This is a genomic window from Pedobacter suwonensis, assembly GCF_900111825.1.
GTDB classification, from domain to species: Bacteria; Bacteroidota; Bacteroidia; order Sphingobacteriales; family Sphingobacteriaceae; genus Pedobacter; species Pedobacter suwonensis.
The window spans coordinates 177,627-197,397 of record NZ_FOJM01000008.1 but is presented as its reverse complement, the minus strand read 5'-3'; the positions used below and the strand labels follow the sequence as shown (position 1 = coordinate 197,397).

The window sequence follows — 19,771 nt, the reverse complement described above, 5'->3', positions numbered from 1 at the left end:
ATTGGTTTTTCTAAGTAATTATTTAGCAGTTTTTCTTTTAGACCTATAAATTATTTTAGTTAAAGGGCCGATAATACTTAGATAGAGAAAAGAAAGATTAAAGGCCAAACAAATTATGATTAATGCATCGGTTTTTTTCTGTAGTAGAACTGAAATAAAATACAAAAAAGCTGAGATTGGGATGGTTAATATAAATGCGAACAAAGACCTGAAAAACTGAGTCCTGGCATGATCAAAAGCATTTACGAAATCGTAGTAAAAGCCCGTTATATTTAAACCAATAAAAATAACAGCCATCATCAGTAAACCAAAGCTTTCAATAATATACTGGTTGGCTACTGTAATGATCTCAAATACACCAGCGATTGAATCATGTAATATTAATAAAGGTATCCCAAAAACGGCAAGTAGCATACCAACATAAACGATCCAGAAAAATGATTTTCTAGAGGCCATTTCAGTACCACTCTGCTTATAGCTTTGAGCAATCGTTTTTTTAAAACGTGAAGGCCTGAAACTATATAAAACAATAAGGAAAAAATAAAATTCAAGCTGAAAAATGGTCAGCTGATAACCATCGTTGGTATTTCTTATCAGGGCTTTATTTGGGGCTTGGCTAATGAAGGAATAGAATAATGAGCAAACAGCATAAAGCCTAAAAAGCAGGAAATAACAGAATAAGACAATTGAAATTCTTTTGACGATCATGCTTTTAATAAATACCGCTATCAAATTTACACCATTTACATGCTATAAGCATCGACTGATAGATCTTTTTCGAAGTCATTTGCTCTTTCTCATGACCTTTCGAAAAATTTACCATTTCAGGGAGGTAAAGCCTGTATATATCTTGATCTTAGTAAGTGATTGTTTCATAATTCTTAATTCACATATACATTTACCAATCAATTTCTTTTCTAGGTTTGTATTTGGAATGTCGCAATCCAAAAAGATAAAAATGAAGTTAATTTATGCGTTAATACAAATTATCTATCGGATAATTTCAAAAGAATTTTTGCCTTTAGGCAGATAAATGTAGAAAGGAAACCCAAATTCTTCATTCGTCTCCTTTTTTAGATAAAAAATAACAGGTGATGTATTCTCCCTAACTAAATTCACTATTCTATTTTTCGCATACAAAGATATCTGTGGCGTTTCAGGAAAATCCTGCATGATATAGCCTTCAGCTTCCAGCATCTTAAAAATATTATTTAATCCAGCTATATTATCTTCGTCGAGGTACATGGATGCATCTGTTTCTTCATATCTTTTTTTTAAGAGCAAGGCAAGACTGTTTACATCCTTATCTTTAAAAAGGGTATAAATACGGCGGTAATAGTTATGTATCCGTTCAAGAGCAACTTCATTTTTAATATCGATTATACCTGCATCACTCCAGCCTATTAACCGGTAAGGTACTTCTGCCTTAAATTCGCCTATTGATTCTAACATCGGTAATGTATCCCTTTTAGCCTTTGGCATTTTATACTCATATACGGTTGTCAGCTGCTCCTGATCCATTGTAGAAGCATCAAGGTATTGGATTTTGATAATGGCTTCGGCTTCATGATGTATGGTTTGTGAATTTTTTAAAGGTTTGAACCTTACTTTAACCTGCTGTACACCACTGCTTAGGATAAAATGGTTAATAGGATAATTTGAGTAAATGCTTCCCCCATCGTTATAAGAAAAGGCAAGCACATCATTGATCAAAATATCAAAATTTGCTAGTGAGACATTAAAGTCTACTAAGTAATAAGGTTCTTTCATCATTGGTAATTTATGTACAAACTAACTATTAGTCTTTGTTCGTCGGATACCCAAATTGGGTGATCCACTATTTTTTAAAAAGGTGGGCAAAGGGACTATCATATTCTTTTAATAGTGGTTTTGCATATTCTTGAACAATGTGGTCCATATAAGCTCGTTTGGTTACAATCTTAACAGACATATTGAGATTTGCGTTTGTCGGATCTATTGTTATGTAGTTAAGTATATCATTTTTGCTCCAAAAAAACTGCTGAGGATATTGTGTTGACTTATTATCAAATTCATCTGCTACCTCCTTTACATAGCGTGGTAATGCATTTTTTAAAACATTAGCGGTTTCGCTATCTGAGCCTATGAATTTTCTTGTATCATAGGAAATCGAATCGGGGGCGCCGTAAGTTTTAAGCAAATCTTTAAGCAAACTTACAGCATCTCTGTTATCTGGATGCACGCTTATAAAGCTCACTAAACCATTATAGGTCACAACTTTGGTTTCTAAAACATCTGCAATTTTAGCCTTATAGAAAGTTATGTTTTTTTTACCTGCAAAATAATAATATACTACTTTTTCGCCTTTATCAACTAGTTGAACACCATTTTCCGTTGGCATTTCAAAACGTCCACGCTGTTCTTTGATATTATCGGTAAAAGCTGAAAGATCAATATTTGGCTTTTGACCTACTATAAGATCTTTTAAATCGATTTTCTTTTGACTACAACTCCATAGCGCCAAACAAAATAAAATGACCGTAATTTTTTTCATAAATAAAAATTAAATTAGATAATGCTTTTTAAAATTAACCTCATCCTTTTCTACAAGCACTGCTTCTCCATCATAACTGAAAGTTCGCTTAATAAAGCCAAACTTAATAGTTGTCGCAGCAACAAAAGTTGCTTTGATCCCTCCAAATTCTGCTACAGGAGCAACATATACACCATCATTATCTGCGCCAACTTTTACACCACCAGTAACACTGGTTTTAGCATCAGCCTTTAAAATTCCTGAAATACCCATACTTGCTGTTTCGGCTTTTGCAGTAGCTTTAAATTCAATACTCACTTTTATTTCGCCAGTGATTTTTACTTCACCAGTTGTTTCTTTTGGAAACCGGATATTAATTATCGTCTTGCCCGAAACGTTAATTGCACCGCCAAGTGTTACTATAAACGTAATTTTGACATATTTGTTCATTTTATCTTTTACCCATGCCAGCACTTCTCCAGCTCCCGGGCATATTGCATTACCACCATATTTAAGCACAATATCTATGAGATCGATACTTATATCTGCCTCAATCAAAGGACTAGTATCTGCTCCAATCTCAACGATCTCGCCGACGACACGATTTGCTTTTTTAAGGTACCACTGAGCAGAAACGGCCAAAACAGGTGCTTTAACTTCAAACATAAAACGTCCTTTGGCTAAACTGGAATTTGATACACGATCAGCCATCTGCTTAACCTGATTGATAACTTTCAATGTTTTTGCAATACGCTCTGCCCACTCCTTCCCAAATTCTATTTTCTGTTTGCTGCCACTTGCCGAAGTCCATTCTCCTGTTAGAGATAACTCAAACTTTTGCGCCATTTCCCCGTATCGTTTAGACCACTCTGCATCAATAGCGGACCCAATGGCTTTATCTTGGGCATTTTTTAACTCATAACCGTATAGTTTATTACCATATGAATAGGCGAAAGGCTGCGTATGAGACCATTTAAATTCTAACGTCCATTTAATGTCTGAGTAAACATGTATGGCAAGTGTTGCATTATTTAGCACAGAATAATACCTGCAGGTATGAATATGAACGGAATAGATATTCTTTATACCATCCCGTCTCGGCCAGATATAATTCAAAGGTACAACGTTAAATTTACTCATTGTAGATACTGCAGGCACCGTAATTTTACCTTCGCTTTCAGCATTTACATCAACATTGACCAACTTGATGGTTTTGCTATGTTTTTTGCGTTCGAAACAAGCTTTGGTATCAAAATTTATTGGTTCTATTGTAATTTTTTTGGGTTTATTTCCTGCTATTGTTTCGTAAATAATAGTTTCGGCATTATGACCATAATATTCAAATGCAATATCTACCCGTCTGTTATTTACGTATTCGTATTCATTTTTATATTTGATATTATCCCGACCCATTTTATCATCAGTAGGACTAACTTCTCCATGTCCAGTGGTTTTAATCCGGTTAGCATCTAACTTTCCTTTTACAAAAAATTCCCTAACGGTTATTGCTCTATTCTGCGATAATACATTATTATGATTTTGTTTCCCAATTACACAGGCAAAACCATCGAGATGAATGGTGCTATGACGATGCTCTAATAAAAACCTCAAAATGTTATTAAGCTGTCTTAAACTTTCAGGTAATAATTCTGTACTATCAAACTTAAAATGAATAGATTCAACTATTTTTTCCCTTCTATCGACAGTATTCTTAATTCCTTTTCCATTATCAAAAATAAGTTCGGGTTTCCCCCCCTCTTCGGTCAAATTAATCTGCTCAAACTTACATAACTCAAACCTTGCTTCATTTTTATCCGGTTGGTAAATGGTAACAGGTGTTCTGTTTTGAGGCTTTTCCACTACCTGCGATTTCACCTTGTCTTTTATCCTTAAAAAACGGGCATGGGCCGTATCGGGTTTCTTTCTGGTATCTTCAATATATTTACCAGTTACCGGATGTACCACACGAACATAAAATTCCTCCACTTCAGCCCTATCGTTCATAGACTGGTACCAGGAATAAGTATTAGGAATTTTCAAATTAATTTCGCCATTAATTACACTAACCCTGTAAATTTTACGGGTTACTTCATCATCTTTTGGCCATAAACCCATTGCCGACCTCAACCTTCTGAAAACCCTTACTTCTACGTTGTTATAGCCATTTAAACCTTCGGTAAAAAGCCGGAGCCAAATAAGTTCTCCATAAGAAAACTGGTAAGTTTTGCGTACATCAGGTCCACCTTCATTTTGGCTCCATCTGCTGTCTACTATTTTTGCTGGTGATTCGCCCCTGACTTTCAGCCCTGATTTGCCATCAAAGTTTCCACTCCAGCTTGCTTCAATATACCATAAATAAGGACCGCAGAGTTTTCTGGGAATTTTAAAGCCATATTTAAAATGGCTGGGGATTGTTTTTTGAAAATCAATAACTCCTTTTTGATTAAAAATTGCCCATTTTATATCTTTCTTTTTATCCTGCTCTGTTGTTCCAGCCTCCCATTCGCCAATTTTAAACCAAATACGCTCACTAGGGGCTACTACCATTAACTGACCGGGTATAGATCCTTTCTTGGCATTATATACTTTACCTTCGCCGGTCCAAACAATTTTCTTGATTCCCTTTGCCATAAGTTATGCTTTAACACTCGCTTCTAAACCGTTAAAATTATCTGCAGATTCATTTAAAGACTCTGACAAAGGGTTGAGCTGTGATTGTACATCTTTATTTGCATTATCAAAGTTTTGTTTTGAGGCCTCTGACTTTTGACCGTGTTGGATAATCTCAATGCAATCGGCGCCTCCTATCGGACAGGTCGCCTTACTATCTTCAAGCAAAATTTTTCCTCCATTTGTCAATACCGTATCTTCATAAAAACCCGACCATTTCGTTACTGTTGCATTGCATGGTTTGTTGTTCATTTTTGAGCAAGATCCGAACATGTTTTTCTCAAAAGTAGAACCGATATCCATAGTGGTAGCGATCATTTTTTGACTTCCATCCTTATCATTGGCATATTCTTTAGTATGCGTCAGCACCTTCAACTTATCTGGAGCTGATCCAAATTTGCACAAACATTGCGCACCTTGAACTACTACATGTTTCTCTGCCATCTTTATTTATTTAATATGCGATTCCAAAACTTCTTTTTAGTATAGCCGTCAATGATCACCATTTCTGTTACCGGAACACCTTTAACATGACGATCAAGCTCAAAATCGTGATCAAATTCCTGCCCTTTTTCTGGAATAAGCGTTATTTTCACTTTTACCTTCTTCTGTTCATAACTAAAATCAGAAACAACCGACAGGATCCGCTTAAATTTAGGATGTAAAAGATAATATCCCTCGTAATTTCCTTCTTTGCTACCGGCTATAGCCATTTCATCGGCTACAGACATTACCTTACCATTGTGTGTTAGTTCTATTGCCCCAAAATGGTTGGTCTCGCTGCTTATTTTCTCTTGCGTCAAATAACCCTCTACAATAAAATCTCTTGCTATCGGAAACTTAAACAAGCTTTCTGTAGCATAGTTGGGTCCATATTCTTTATAAACAGGTTTAAAAAAAGTATGTATAAACCAGTCGTTATTATAAAACGCAAGGGTAATTTGATCAGGATTGGAAAGCTGTTTTTCCATACGGCAGATATAATCTTCTACCAGATGACCTTCAAAATTATCAAGCACCTTTTGTTTAACCAATTGCCATCTTTTTAAAATTTCATCATGGTTGTAAACGCTCTGGAAACCTCCATTATAATCAACTGCTATCACCAAAGGATAAAATACTTTCCCCAGGGCATATGCCAGTTTATCGGCTATAAGGTCAGGCGATATTTCATTAATAAAAACATCACTTATTCTTTCAATCTGAAAAAGCGGCTGCCCTGCATTACCTGGTTTTAGCCGAGTTACCCTTAATTCATACTTTACTTCATTAGCATTTTCCTCCCTTTCGTTGAAGGTGATCACAACGCCATAATGTGCAGACAAATCGACAGGCCACTCTAAACGAAGCGCATTTACACCTGAGTAATATATTTTTTTATTTGAGATGTCCATATTGTCGCCGTTATAAACTGATTAGATTTAAAAGAAATGTTAATTAATTGGAGCAAATTCTTGTCGTAGATTACTTACATCAAATCATTTACATTTATTTTAATTGCTTTATTAACTTCTTTATCTCTAACTGAGATAGGTATAGCGATTTTACTTTTCCTATGTTTTTTTTATGAATCTTCGTGATCAGTATTGTTTCTTTATTCTGACCTGTTTCTTCAACCTGATCGGTAATATCAAGCTGGTTATTTTTCAAAGGATTATAGATGACCTTTCTTGATAAAATCTGACGATCTTCTATATTCCGGTAAATATCCATTTTGATTGTGCTAGAATTGATATAACTCATTTTCTTACTAAAATGTGTCTCCTCTGCTGAGGTAGCTTTAACCGATAGCAGTTTGCCTTGGCTGTTGTATTGATATTTTGAATCCCAGGTATCTTTTAAATCTGATTGGTTCCGCTGGGTTATAATTTTCGCATGCTGAATAATTTTACTCCATCTTGCTTTATTTTCAGACAATAAGACCGGATAAATATCAAGAATAGAATAATCCTCAAGATAGTCTTCTAAAAGATCAAATAAACCAATAACAGAATGTTTGGTATTTATTTCCTGTTTAGCCGAAGCATAAAACTTCGGATATAATAGATATTTATCTTGTTGATTGATGAGAACAACATGCTCGGTGTCAGAGAACTCAATTTGCAGCTTATTAAGGGTTTCTGCATCACCAAAAATAGGCTTAGCAATTAAATAAAGGCCTTTACTATTACCTATTAAAATATAAGCCGTGGCTTCGGAGATTACACCTTCAGCAATTTTATAAACAAAAAGACTGTCTTTTGAACTGTTTTGAAGGTATAATATTTTAGTGGTATCCCTTTCATTGCCCTGCTCAGATTTAACTTCTGTTACTTGCGTTAATAAAGTTCCATCATAGGGATTTGCTTTCTTCTGTGACTGCTGTGCAGTTACAGAAAAAACAATAAAGAAATGGAGTATAAATACCAATATAATCTTATTCATATTTTATTTTGCAGTTTCAGCAGTTAAACGGTTAGGTGTTAATTTCCAGAATATACTTTTCCCGGCAGTAATGGTAGCAGAAATACCGTTTGTAGCCTTTACATTAGTTTCGTAATAAAAATTTCCACTCGTCCAGTATTGCTGATCTTGAAAATCGGCTGATGGAACGGCATATTTAATTCTGTCAGGCACTTCAACTTCTTTAAATTGTGGTTTGCCATCAGGTCCTTTTACCTGCTTGCCATCCGGACCTAGTACCGGTTTTTTAACTTTCTTTTTTAAATGCTCATGTGTACCCTGATCTGTATTGGCATCATGGTTACCTTTATCCTTATATCTGGCTGAAGTACCATTAGCAGCAACAAAATCATCGTAAATGGCTTTTGGAATTTCGACGAATTTATATTCATCAAATTTATTTTGTCCCAATTTATTGTATGGGTTTGTTTCAGAATTGCCCCAAGCGAGAAAATCTGTTCCATCCCAAAATTCCGCTCCGTCTGTAATATCCTTTACACCGAAACAAACATCTAGCACTGCATATCTGGCGAGTTTTGACTTTTCATCATTTTTATCAGGTAGCTCTTTCTTATTAGGCACGGACGAGTAACCTGAAGCGAGTAGTGATCGCCACGTTTTTTTTGTGGAAACAGCTCTGTTTCGACTGGTAAAGGCTACGCACCTGAGTTCCTTTATATCAGCATTACCAGATTCATGACTCACAATGTAGGCAATGTAGCGGAAATCTGAATGTGAGAGAGCTTTACCATCATATTTAACCAGGTTCGCATCCACATTTAAAGACTCCCAATTTTTTGCAGCTACAGCCTGATCATATTTGTCTTTAGTTGTCGTAAATATTTTCGCACTTCCTGTAATCCCACCAAGATACTCTCCCTCACGTGTATAATAAACGTATTGTAAGGCATCCTTAGGATCTTCCTGTGGAGTATAGTTTCCAAATGTGACGTTTGCCATAATTAACTTGATTTACCACCCTCGCCAACTACTTTTTTATTACTTACAAGAAAAAGGTTATTACTTTTTGCTTCAACATTTATCCGATCAGCAATTTTTTTAAAGCTACTTTCCACTAAAAGATTATAATTTGTGCTTACATAAATCCTCATACTGGTGCATTGTTTTTTAATTGCCATCGCTTAAAATAGTTTTGATTTCTCCGCACTGTTAACTTCGACTGTTTTACCACTTTGTAATGTCATGTTTTCTTTCTGGCTAAATAGCGTAATCTCCCCAGCCAGTTCATTAGATGTTTCCGCCTGTCTGACAAAATCTTTGGTAACAAACTCTGAGCGGACATCTGAGTTTTCACGGATTTCACCAGTAGCGCTCAGTAAATAATTACTTCCTGCAACAGTTGAAATATCCTTATTAACTGAAGTACTTTGATTATTTCCAACACTTGTACTCTGATCTTGCCCCACACTCACATCCATATTCTCCTGCACATTAATCTGCATATTTTTACAGTTCAAAGTCATGTTCTCCAATGCAGTAATGGTGATGTTATTGCCTTTGGTATCGATATGGATAATGTTGTTATGAATATCGGTAATTTTTATCCCCTGTGTACCTGGATCATCATCGAACTCAACCAGGTGACCGCTCCGAGTAATAATACTTTTAAGGTGGTTTTTAATTAAAGGACTGCTGTCTACGCTGGAACTATGATAAACACTCCCCATCACTACCGGGCGAGCAATATTGCCTTCTTCGAAAGCAATCATCACCTGATCATCTATTTCAGGGATGGCGAAGTAACCCCTGTTATTACCCCTGTCTCCGATACCTGCACTTGGAGTAACTACACGCAGCCATTCCGTAACATCATTGGTTAAACATTCCCATTTAAATTTCACTTTTATCCGGCCCTGGCCCTGCGGATCATTATTATCGATTACATCTGCCAACTGCATATCGGGCTGCGGTTTTTCAAAGTTTTTTACCAGAATACGCTCGGTAGTGGATATTCTTCCCTCAAAATTATTATGGTATTTACCATTCTCGTCGATATGGTGTTTGATACTGGTAATCAAAAATTTGCCTAAACTTTCGGTAGTGAACGTCATCTCTTTTCTAAGGCTCATCGTAATTTCAGCGATACTTCCGATGCTCAATCCTGCATTATCACCCCGGGCCGTAACTTTTAAAAGTTCACTGGTATTGGCCTTTTCTTCATTTTCAACCAGGTTTTTGATATCGTTGTTATTGTCAACCCTGATTAAAGCAGGTTGATTAAAAGTTTTGCTAAAAGTTAAGTTGGAAGCTTTAACCGCGTGCGAAAGATCAGGGGTTCCTTCTACCTTGCCCGTACTTTCACTTTGCAGCATTTCGTTCTGCCTGGGATTATAGGAGAACCGCTTATTTTTGATCGGCGCGATTTCCATGGCATACTGCATTTCCTGCACATCTCTACCATAAAACAAAGATATTTCTTTCTGTATATTGGGTTTGCCGAAATTAAGCTGTTTACCATCGTAAAAAAACCACTCGTGGTATTCGGCTGAGAGACGATTTAAAAAATCAAAATCACTCTCCCTATATTGAATAATATAATCAATAGATGAAGTTCTGGCAGCATTCGCCACAACCTTTAAATCGTTAGCGGGGGTATCTTTCGTAGCCAGTTTTACGATCTCATTCAGATCTTTATCCAGATAAGAACCCAGATCGGGCCCACGATCAATTAAAATGGTGGGGCTATAACCGCTTACGATTAAAACACCATGGTAACCATGGTTTTGTGATAGCTCGACTTTAGAGACCAGGCCTTTAAAATTCTGCATACCTTCTGGCGAATGACCGAAGGATGCGGTTAAGGTTTTGCCTACGAAATCGCGGCTATCATCTAAAGTGATCAGCCCGGGCGCGCCCATCTGATCGTGGTTGAAACGCAGCTCAAAATAATGGTGTTCGTTAAAAGCCTGTGTGAGACTAAAGGAAGCAAAATGGGTAATTTCCTTATCCTCTATATTGATTTCTGCAATGAGTTTCTTTTCCATATTGATTAATCTTGATCACAAAAATTACCTAAGCTAAATCCAGTTGCCAGGTTTTAAAGCATAACTCTTTGATAAAAATGATTCCACTTTTATAAAAGGACTCTTCGGATGATCTTTGTGTGCGTATGCCAAACCAAACACTTTACCAGACTGGTAATTGTTTTCTACTGCAATATATTTGCGTTGGCCAGACATCTTGAGCTTTAATGTAAAAGTAGCTGACGGGATAAACCCACTACCGTTCGACGATAATTTAGATCTACTATATAGTAACAGAATTGAAGCGCGTTGAACTAAATACGCCCCGAAAAATCGGGGCGCATCAATTAATTGATATGCATAAAAGGACTAAGCCTTAGGCCAATCGTTTTCATGCTCGGCATTGCCTAGTTTCAGCTTACGCGCCGATACCACAAAGCTTAAAGTCATAGGTGTATTGTCGTTTACTGCAATACCTTCGTTATATTGGATAATGTAACCATCTTCAAAAGACAGTTCTTTCATTTTTGCATCTTCTTCGCCTTTTTTAAAGATGATGTTGCCTGAAAGCGGCTTGTATTGGTTGTTCACCATCGATTCTATTACTGAAGTATCTTCTGTAGATTCGATTTCGATGTGGATGGTACCACCATAAACACCTGACGATGGACGACCTTTTGCGTCAACATCTCTATTTAATGAAAAGCTGCACTGTAGTACATCAAATTCTTTTGATCCTAAGTTTAAACGGGTTTTGAATGCCATTGTAGTAAAATTTAAATGTTTTTAAATGAATGAATTGCGCTGAGCGGTTGCCGTAGGGCATGGCTTTCGGCGTGTGGCGTTTTCAACCTTACACCCTATACCTCCCTACCCTCAACCTCAATTAGGCCTTCGGCCAGTCGTTAAGGTGTTCTGCATTTCCTAATTTTAGCTTGCGGGCCGAAATCTGGAACTTAAGTGTCATCGGATGATCGCCCACAATGTTTATCCCTTCGGAATATTTAACAATGTAACCATCTTCGAAATGAACTTCTTTCATTTTGGCATCTTCCTCTGTTTTCTTGATCAGAAGGGTTCCTGTAATAGGTTTGTACTGGTTGTTCACCATCGCCTCGATAATTGAGGTGTCTTCGGTTGATTCGATCTCAATGTCGATGGTACCGCCGTAAACTCCGGAAGAGGGTCTTCCTTTTGCATCTACATCACGGTTTAACGCATAGGCACAGTGAAGCACATCGTACTCCTTGCCCGAAAAATTTAATCTAGCTTTGAAAGCCATAGTTTTAAAATTTAAAGGTTAAAAATTTGATTATCAGTAGCCTCCGCTACTTTTTAATGTTAACCAAATATCAGGCCAAACGTGCCATATATTGCCTATCAGCTATAAGCAAGCAAAGTTTTTAATATACCGGATGGGCGTTTATCGCCTAAAAACGCAGTTATGAATTGCGTTTTGTGGAAAAACTGTGGAAAAACCCAAACTATATTTATTGTAACAAATACATTAGAGTAGTTAAATGCACAACAAAAATGTAGCGATTATACACAAAGTGTAGCATTTTAGGACAAGTTGTTGCAAAATGAAAGGCTGAACTTATTAGAAATAGACTATAGTCTCTTAAATCAGCTGCGATCCAAATTTCTCCATTTTAGCCAACCATTTCTGGCTGTAGTGATTTTCAAGCGAATGTAGTTCGCCTATAGTATTGGTCAATACCGGGCTCATTTTGCATTTTTCAAAAACCACTTTTTTGATAGAAAGGTAAGTAGTTTTTTTATTTGCTTTCCACTCCTTAAAAGTGGCTTCATCTAAAATGGATACAATTCTAGCCGAGCGGCCACTGAAGTTATTATTCACGTTTTGTTGCTGCGTAGCAAAAACCTGATCAGGCATAAACAAACGGTCAAAAAAGCCTTTAATCTTTGCCGGAATATGATCCACATACACCGGACAAAAAAGTACAATATGGTTGCTTTGCCTGATTGCCGTTAAGGCTTTCTGCAAATCAGGCTCTAACTCGGCAATCTGTCTATTGTTAAATAGCTTGTTCGAGTTAAATATCAGATCGATAATGGCCAACTCCCTAACGGTAGCACCAGCACTTTCTGCACCTTGCTTATAAGCGTTAATCAGGAAATTTGTAGACGCGTTTTTTTCGATATCCCCATTCAGGATAAGTACTTGCTTCATTTTTTTTGATTAATCTGATTGGGCTGATGCATTACAAAATTATAAAGAATTTGTTAAGTGTTATGCATACCCCATAAAAAAACCCAACGCCAGGGTTGGGTTTTTATTTTCAGCTATCAAAAACTATTGCTGATTATATTCTGAGCTCCAGGTGGTACTTTCATCTTCACCTTTATGTCCGTCTAGTTTTACCACAAAACTTTTGGCCGGGAAATACGGTGTAATGTGGATATCCAGGTGAATTCTGTCTTTTTGCTGTTCATCCCTTTCGAAACGCATAATCTTGAAACGCTCAATCAAACGGTCGGCGCCCTGGATGCCATCCAAAAATTTAACAATCTGTCCGCGAAGATCCTGTTCGGTTTTGGAAGTCCAGTTCTCGAAAGCCCTTCTGTTCAGGAAATCAAACAATACTTTGGTAATATAATCGAATACACGCACTACTGAATAGGTTTGTAAACCAATATTATCGCCATTGAATAGTGTTTTAGCTGAGAAAGCCATTACTTTACCGTACTCATTAACCATTGGCACTAAACCTACCCGCTCTAAATGAGAGATTTCACTTTTCTTTAAATCGAATTTCACACCATCAACTTCATTGATAGCACCATGTTTTTTACCCGCCGTAACCTGCGACATCAGGGTATAGTACATTTTACCGGCTAGAGCTGCCGATCCTGGCACGGTAAGATCATCTTCCTCGCCTACCTCTGCCACTTTACCACGGCCTACCAGCCAGTTACAGGTCATGATTACGTTTGATCTAAAGGCATCTCCGCCGGTGAAGTTGGCGGCGGTAAATAAATCAAGTACATCATCCGGCTGATCCAAATCGGCAAAATCGGTTACCAGCATCGCTTTATTGTTGTGTGCGATCTTAGCCCATCTTTCGAGTACTTTATTAGACCCCATATAACCCGGAACAACCATCAATGAATAGTTGTTACGAAGATCCAAACGATCGTAATTCTGCTTTAATTCATCATCTACATACTCTATGAAACGCGGATTATCAAGATCTTTGATCTGATCCATTGAAGCATTTAACAGCACCACGTTTTTCAGTTTGTCTGACTCGGTATTTTTATAAAATAAATGTACCGAACGGTAAGCCTGTTCCAGTTCCCTGGTACTTTCTAACGCGGTAGCAATGTTCTTATTTAAGTTTTCTTCTGCAGCATTCAGTTTTTCAGTACTTTTTTCAACCATATCGGCCACCGAACCGGAAGACTCAAGTACTTCTATCCAAAGCTGGATTTTCTTTTTCAGCTCTTCGCGTTCCTTCTTCTTTTCGTCGCCGGTTAAAAAAATCTGTTTCCGTGCTTTTCTTTCCGGATTTAAATTCTGAAGACCATCAACTGTTGCTTCCAACAAATCGAAACCGCCAACCCTGGCCAGTTTTTCTAAGTTATCTTTAAGTGATGTTTTTTCTATGGTTTTACCTTCTGCCGGTCTAAAACCTGCTTCGGATATATTTTGGTCTGCTTTTAATTCTTGAGGATTTGACATGTTTTCTCCGCGTTAAGATTATTTATTTTGCTCCAATTCATCTACAAAGTTCTTCAAAGCACTGATGAAGGCCGATTTAGTTTCTTCATCATCCAATGTAGCTTTTAAGGTTTTGTTCGATTTTAACTGTTTAATCACATTAAGCGACATCTCCCGCTCAATGTTCACATCTGTAAGGTAGTTGCTTTGATTGATGATATTTTTGACACCGAAATCGCCCAGATCATTAAAATTTAAGGTTTCGCCAACGGTAGATCCATCCTGCTTTTCAAAAGCTACTTTTACATTTGGTTTATAATGGGCAAATACTTCCTTAACGGTTTTTAGTCCTTCTACCTTTTCCGGTTTTATGGGTTCGTTATCGGTAAGTTTTTGTACGAAAAGCGTTTTATTATGGGCAATCTCCGCGAAGGCTTCTGACGTATCAATTTTCCGCTCGTTACCTCCAATTTCATAGTTAAACATAATATGTTGATTTAGATTTACGATTAATTTATACTAATAATATAATAGTTAACATTTTAACTCAATTTTTGTTCCAATATAATGGCTTATGGCTGAATAATATTCCACTCTATTTTATCTTCTTCAGCATGTTTGCTTACTTTAATCTTCGATCCTTTTTTAAGCTCGCCGGAAATGATGTATTTGGAAATCGGCCTGCGCAATAGATTTCTGATCACTGCTGATAATTGCCTTGCTCCATATTTGGGCGTAAAGCCATCTAAAGCAATCATTTTCTTGGCATCTTCTGCTATTTCAAATTCGATACCCATTTTGTTCAGCGACTGTACCAAACTGTTTAACTGAATTTCAAAAATGCGCACCACGTTACTTTCGTTAATTGGTGCAAACGGAACAATTTCAGAAATCCGGGCTAAAAATTCAGGACGGAAATGTCCTGCCATAACCTCCATTAATTGGTTTGAAGCCGGAACCACGCCTTTTCCTATCTGTTCTGCTATCCATTCGCTGCCAATATTTGAGGTAAAAAGGATAAGCGAATTGCTAAAATCTCCCTCTTTTCCTAAACGATCGTGCATATGGCCCTCATCCAGAATCTGCAAAAAGGTATCGAAAACCGAAGGGTGTGCTTTTTCAATCTCATCGAACAATAGCACCGAGTAAGGCTGCTGCCTGATTTTATTCACCAACAGACCACCTTCTTCATACCCCACATAGCCCGGGGGCGCACCATAAAGCAGGGCTGCACTGTGTTCTTCTTTAAATTCTGACATATCGAACCTGATCATTGCCTTTTCATCATTAAATAAAAACTCGGCAATTGATTTGGCCAGTTCGGTTTTACCTGTACCCGTTGGGCCCAGCAAAAAGAAAGACCCAATTGGCTGTCCTTTTTTGTTCAAGCCACTGCGCGATTCCAATATGGCATCAGAAACAGCTTTTAAAGCCTGATCCTGACCTACTACCCGTTTTTTAAGGTATTGTTCCATATTGAGCAGTTTTTCCTTCTCACCAGCCTGCAGTTTTCCCATTGGGATGCCTGTTTTATAGGCCACTATCGAAGCGATATCCTGTTTAGAAATGCGGTCGCTTTTTTCAGCAGCATATTTTTTTAATTCCTGCAGGCTGCTGTTGATATAATCCTGGTATTCATCAGCGGTTTCAAAGGCGTCAGTCTGTGTTTCATCCGTTAAACGGCCTAATAAAACCGGACTTAACTTATTTTGAAGTAAGGAATAAAGCCATTTATAATCTGCAAAACGATCAGCTTCTGATTCTTCTGTATTGGCATTTAATGTTTCTAATTCTGCCTCCAAACTGTCAATGGCCTGGTCGGAGGTATCGTTCATCATTTTCATCGCAGCCATGGTCCTGTCTAAGAGATCAAACGCGGAATCAGGCAGCCTTCTGTCTTTCATGTAACGTTTGGCCAAACGCACACATTCCCCTAAAGCATCCTGCTCAATGGTTAATGTATGGTGTTCTTCGTATTTCACTGCAAGTTTCTGCAACATTTTTATGGTACTTTCTTCATTTGGTTCATTTACCTGAAGTACTTCAAAACGCCTGCTAAAAGCCTGCTCAGGCTCAATAATCTTACGATACTCATCAATAGTGGTCGCCCCGATCACAGTGATTTCGCCACGGGCAAGTTCTGGTTTCAGTAAATTACCAATCCCAGCCCCCAAAGGACCTTTACTATCCAATAAGGTATGGATTTCATCAATAAAGAGTACCGCTTTTTCAAACTGTTTTATTTCTTTGATGATGTTTTTTAAACGGTCCTCAATTTCTCCCTTATAAGATGCACCGGCAATTAACGATCCTAAATCCAATTCGAAAAGCTGAACCGGTTTTAAACGATCGGGAACGTTCTGGTTTACAATATCAATCGCAAAGCCATCAACCAATGCTGTTTTGCCTACACCGGCATCGCCAGTTAAAATAACATTGGGTTTGGTTCTGCGGCAAAGGATTTCCATCATTTGCCGGGTTTCCTTGTCACGACCAATTATGGGGTCTGTTTTGCCATCTCTAACCATTTGCAGGCGGTCCAGGCAATATTTATACAGCGCATTGCCTGTACTTTTATTTTCCGGACCAGCATTTGTTTTATCCGGCGAAACTGCTTTCGAAATTTCTTCATCTTTTACATAGAGATCCAAAATTTCGCGTTCTTTGATCGGAAATGATTTTAACTGATCGGGCTGAAAGCCGATACCCGGTTTTGCCAGTGCGGTTAATACACAAACCGGGGTAATTAAATCTAACCCGAGTTTAATACGCACATTATCGGCTTCTTCAAAAATCACCGCAATTTCCGGGGCACCGCTAACGGTATCACTAAGGCTTGCCGCTTTTGGTTGTTCATCTATCCGAACTTCAGCCCATTCGCTGATATACTCCTCGTCTTTACCAATGGAAGTGATAAACGATCTTAAACCTACATCTTTATGCATTAATCCTTTTAACAAATGAGCTGCAGAAAACAATTCGTTTCTGTATTCCTTTGCCAGCGACTGCGCAATATGCAACGCTGTTTTTACCGATTCACTTAAATTTGTAACTGCCATAGCCTTTAGTTGGTTGCAGGCAATACTGCCGGGTTAAAATTATTTTCGGTAATGTAGTAGTAGATTTTGCCGTTCGAAATGAACTGTTGTTCAATCTGCGTAGCTCTCTTAATCTGCTGAACCGACTGATCCAATAATTTAATATAGGCTTCAAACTGATCAAGCGGCATTTTAGAGGTGTTCTTTAAATCGCTTACCGTATATTTCGATAAAAACTCATTGTTTAGAGGTAAACCTGTAACCAACTTAATGTAGTTTGTTAGCGTCATGGCCTTGATATCACCCGATGACATCTTCATACCCAACAACTGCTTAGGCATCCTTACATAGTTTTTAACCAGCTTTCTCCTGAAAGAGGATTGATCTGCCTGAAGGTTTTGCCCTAACATAATCGAAAAAACATCTACAATCTGTTTGTACTCCATATTGTTCAGTACAATTGCATATTGTAAAGTGGTCGGATTATTTTTTACTACATCGGCAGATATACTGGCAGTAGTATAATATTTAAAAGCATTATGCGGCATACGATCGGCCACTTCCATACCGACAGGCTGAGGTAATAAAGCTTCCACATCGGCTGACAGGTTTTTACGTGAAATACCTGTTAAACGGAAAGCACTATCTAAAGAGCTGATCTGGTTGACGATATCCATATTGGTTTCTTTTATAAAACGACGTAGGGCAATCGTCATACTCTGGTTGGAGTTTACCGATCCTTTGGTCGGGAAAACCACACCGCCTTGTATCAAACTATTTTTAGGATAGTCCAGATAGTAAGAAATAGAGTCTTGCAAGCTCGTGTTGTAAGGCTGAAAGCTTTTCAATCCTTCTCCCTTAACCATAGTATTTTTTCTGTACTCGGCCGCACGGATGGCTGATTCTGAAACCAGTTTGCGAGATTGGATAACAAAATCATTAAACGACTGGTTAAAATCGCTATATACCTGTAAGGCTAAAATTCGGGCATCTGCAAGGGCCACCTGCTCACTCAACTCATTGATGAGGTAATTATTGGTGCCGCCTGTGTTTCCGGTACTGCCCACTAAAATAATTAAGTTGGTTTCGTTCTTTTTTCCTTTAAATAAATTTATTCCAGCTTTTAAAGCACTAAAAACCGGACTTTCAGTAATCTCTCCATTACACCTCATGGTGTTTTTTGCCTGGTTTGATAAGAAATTCATAAACTTCCGGTAATCATCCTGGATCGGGCTTACAAAAATACCTTGCTGCCCGCAGCCGGTTTCGCCCCGGTACACTACACCGCCATAGTTTACCTTTGTACCCTTACCAAAATCGCCCATAAGGTTTTCGAATGAACCAATGGTATTGGTCATCCCGGAAAGATATTTGGTCATTGGACTTCCTCCATCCACTACAAAAACAATATTTACCTTTGTTCTATTTTTGCGCAGATTCAAATAATCCTGATAAGAAAGGGATGAACCGTTAATGGTTAATAGCTTATTATCTTTTTTATTGTAAACATCGGTGGCAATGCCAACTGTGTTTGCACCATCATCATTTGAAACAACAGGTACACTACGCAGAATCAGGTTTTCTCTTGGCAATAAGGGGTCTATCACAAAAGCAGTTCCGTTATCGATTCCGTTTTTAATGGCCATTGAGGTAGAATCATCCTTGTCGTAATCGCCAGGTTTAATGGAGGTGATGTATAAACGATCACCCCAGTGGTGTACTGCCTCAGCAGAAACCCATCCATAAACACTTTTCAGCGCACTATCTGCAACCAGCTGGTCATCAGAGCCGATCAGGTATTTTTTACCATCTTCTGATTTTTTATAGATGTAAGCAATTTCGTGCAACCTCACTTTTGCCCTTCTGTCTTTAAGTTCAGGCGTATTGTAAACCAAGATGGAATCGGTAGTATCGAAATAAAATTTTGGTTCGGTTAAGGCATTTTTGCCATTTACAATACCAATGGCTTTCTCAGCATAACCTGTTTTTTGGTTAGAGAATGCACGTTGCCATAAAAGCAATTTTGATTTTGCTATCCATCCGTAGCTGATGGCGCTCTTTTTATCATTGATTTTCCTTCCCCTGATCATGCCCGCTTTATATTTGATTAGTTTCAAATAGCCGTTCTCTTCTTTAGAAACATAAAAAGGTTCCATAAAGCTGATTTTTTTCATGATAAGGCTTCCACCAGGCGCCGTGGTTGTATAATTATCTTCACGGTCGGAAAAAACAATCCATGGTAGGCTGCTTCTGCCGGTATTATCGTTAATATCTATGGTTTCGGCCGGCCTCTCGTAAGATTTAGGCATGTATTTTACTTTTTTGCCAAAGGATGCCGGTGATTGCGCATAGGCAAACGATATTCCTAAAAATAGGATGGTTAAGGCATAATATTTTTTCATATTCTATGTAGATGAGCTTAAAATTAGGTGAAGATGTT

Annotated in this window: 18 protein-coding genes; all 18 read right to left on the bottom strand. The window is 37.8% G+C overall.

Annotation, left to right across the window (positions count from 1 at the left end; genetic code table 11):
- Positions 1-18: 18 nt before the first annotated feature.
- The gene (locus tag BM107_RS24700; protein ID WP_090983680.1) at positions 19-708 is read right to left on the bottom strand and encodes a hypothetical protein; all 690 of its coding nucleotides are present in this window, start codon (positions 706-708) and stop codon (positions 19-21) included.
- A 282-nt stretch (positions 709-990) separates the two neighbouring features.
- The gene (locus BM107_RS12215; protein WP_139222290.1) at positions 991-1,773 is read right to left on the bottom strand and encodes a hypothetical protein; all 783 of its coding nucleotides are present in this window, start codon (positions 1,771-1,773) and stop codon (positions 991-993) included.
- A gap of 64 nt (positions 1,774-1,837) precedes the next feature.
- Complete coding sequence (locus BM107_RS12210) at positions 1,838-2,533, bottom strand: hypothetical protein (protein ID WP_090983676.1); 696 nt, start codon at positions 2,531-2,533, stop codon at positions 1,838-1,840.
- 9 nt (positions 2,534-2,542) lie between these two features.
- Positions 2,543-5,143: an OmpA family protein gene (locus BM107_RS12205; protein WP_090983674.1), complete on the bottom strand. Its 2,601-nt coding sequence runs from the start codon at positions 5,141-5,143 to the stop codon at positions 2,543-2,545.
- 3 nt (positions 5,144-5,146) lie between these two features.
- Complete coding sequence (locus BM107_RS12200; RefSeq protein WP_090983672.1) at positions 5,147-5,626, bottom strand: DUF4280 domain-containing protein; 480 nt, start codon at positions 5,624-5,626, stop codon at positions 5,147-5,149.
- Between the two features lie 2 nt (positions 5,627-5,628).
- A complete protein-coding gene (locus BM107_RS12195) occupies positions 5,629-6,576 on the bottom strand; it encodes a hypothetical protein (protein ID WP_090983670.1) in 948 nt (315 codons plus the stop codon).
- A 94-nt stretch (positions 6,577-6,670) separates the two neighbouring features.
- Complete coding sequence (locus tag BM107_RS12190; protein WP_090983668.1) at positions 6,671-7,606, bottom strand: hypothetical protein; 936 nt, start codon at positions 7,604-7,606, stop codon at positions 6,671-6,673.
- Between the two features lie 3 nt (positions 7,607-7,609).
- Positions 7,610-8,584: a hypothetical protein gene (locus tag BM107_RS12185; protein WP_090983666.1), complete on the bottom strand. Its 975-nt coding sequence runs from the start codon at positions 8,582-8,584 to the stop codon at positions 7,610-7,612.
- Positions 8,585-8,586: 2 nt separating this feature from the next.
- Positions 8,587-8,763, bottom strand: a complete 177-nt coding sequence (locus tag BM107_RS24695) for a hypothetical protein (protein ID WP_159435235.1) — start codon at positions 8,761-8,763, stop codon at positions 8,587-8,589.
- A gap of 3 nt (positions 8,764-8,766) precedes the next feature.
- The gene (locus tag BM107_RS12180; protein ID WP_090983664.1) at positions 8,767-10,629 is read right to left on the bottom strand and encodes a type VI secretion system Vgr family protein; all 1,863 of its coding nucleotides are present in this window, start codon (positions 10,627-10,629) and stop codon (positions 8,767-8,769) included.
- A 33-nt stretch (positions 10,630-10,662) separates the two neighbouring features.
- Positions 10,663-10,824 carry a hypothetical protein gene (locus BM107_RS24690; protein WP_159435234.1) on the bottom strand — a complete coding sequence of 54 codons (162 nt, stop codon included), beginning with the start codon at positions 10,822-10,824 and terminating at the stop codon, positions 10,663-10,665.
- A 153-nt stretch (positions 10,825-10,977) separates the two neighbouring features.
- Complete coding sequence (gene tssD / locus BM107_RS12175; RefSeq protein ID WP_090983662.1) at positions 10,978-11,373, bottom strand: type VI secretion system tube protein TssD; 396 nt, start codon at positions 11,371-11,373, stop codon at positions 10,978-10,980.
- A 121-nt stretch (positions 11,374-11,494) separates the two neighbouring features.
- Entirely contained in the window at positions 11,495-11,890 is a 396-nt protein-coding gene (gene tssD, locus BM107_RS12170; RefSeq protein WP_090496868.1) for a type VI secretion system tube protein TssD, read from the bottom strand.
- 339 nt (positions 11,891-12,229) lie between these two features.
- Positions 12,230-12,802, bottom strand: a complete 573-nt coding sequence (locus tag BM107_RS12165; protein WP_090983660.1) for an NAD(P)H-dependent oxidoreductase — start codon at positions 12,800-12,802, stop codon at positions 12,230-12,232.
- 123 nt (positions 12,803-12,925) lie between these two features.
- Positions 12,926-14,314, bottom strand: a complete 1,389-nt coding sequence (locus tag BM107_RS12160) for a DUF5458 family protein (protein WP_090983658.1) — start codon at positions 14,312-14,314, stop codon at positions 12,926-12,928.
- Between the two features lie 18 nt (positions 14,315-14,332).
- Positions 14,333-14,779, bottom strand: a complete 447-nt coding sequence (locus tag BM107_RS12155; RefSeq protein WP_090983656.1) for a hypothetical protein — start codon at positions 14,777-14,779, stop codon at positions 14,333-14,335.
- 86 nt (positions 14,780-14,865) lie between these two features.
- Complete coding sequence (locus tag BM107_RS12150; RefSeq protein WP_090983654.1) at positions 14,866-17,352, bottom strand: ATP-dependent Clp protease ATP-binding subunit; 2,487 nt, start codon at positions 17,350-17,352, stop codon at positions 14,866-14,868.
- Positions 17,353-17,357: 5 nt separating this feature from the next.
- Entirely contained in the window at positions 17,358-19,733 is a 2,376-nt protein-coding gene (gene tssR / locus BM107_RS12145; RefSeq protein ID WP_090983652.1) for a type VI secretion system protein TssR domain-containing protein, read from the bottom strand.
- Positions 19,734-19,771 lie beyond the last annotated feature (38 nt).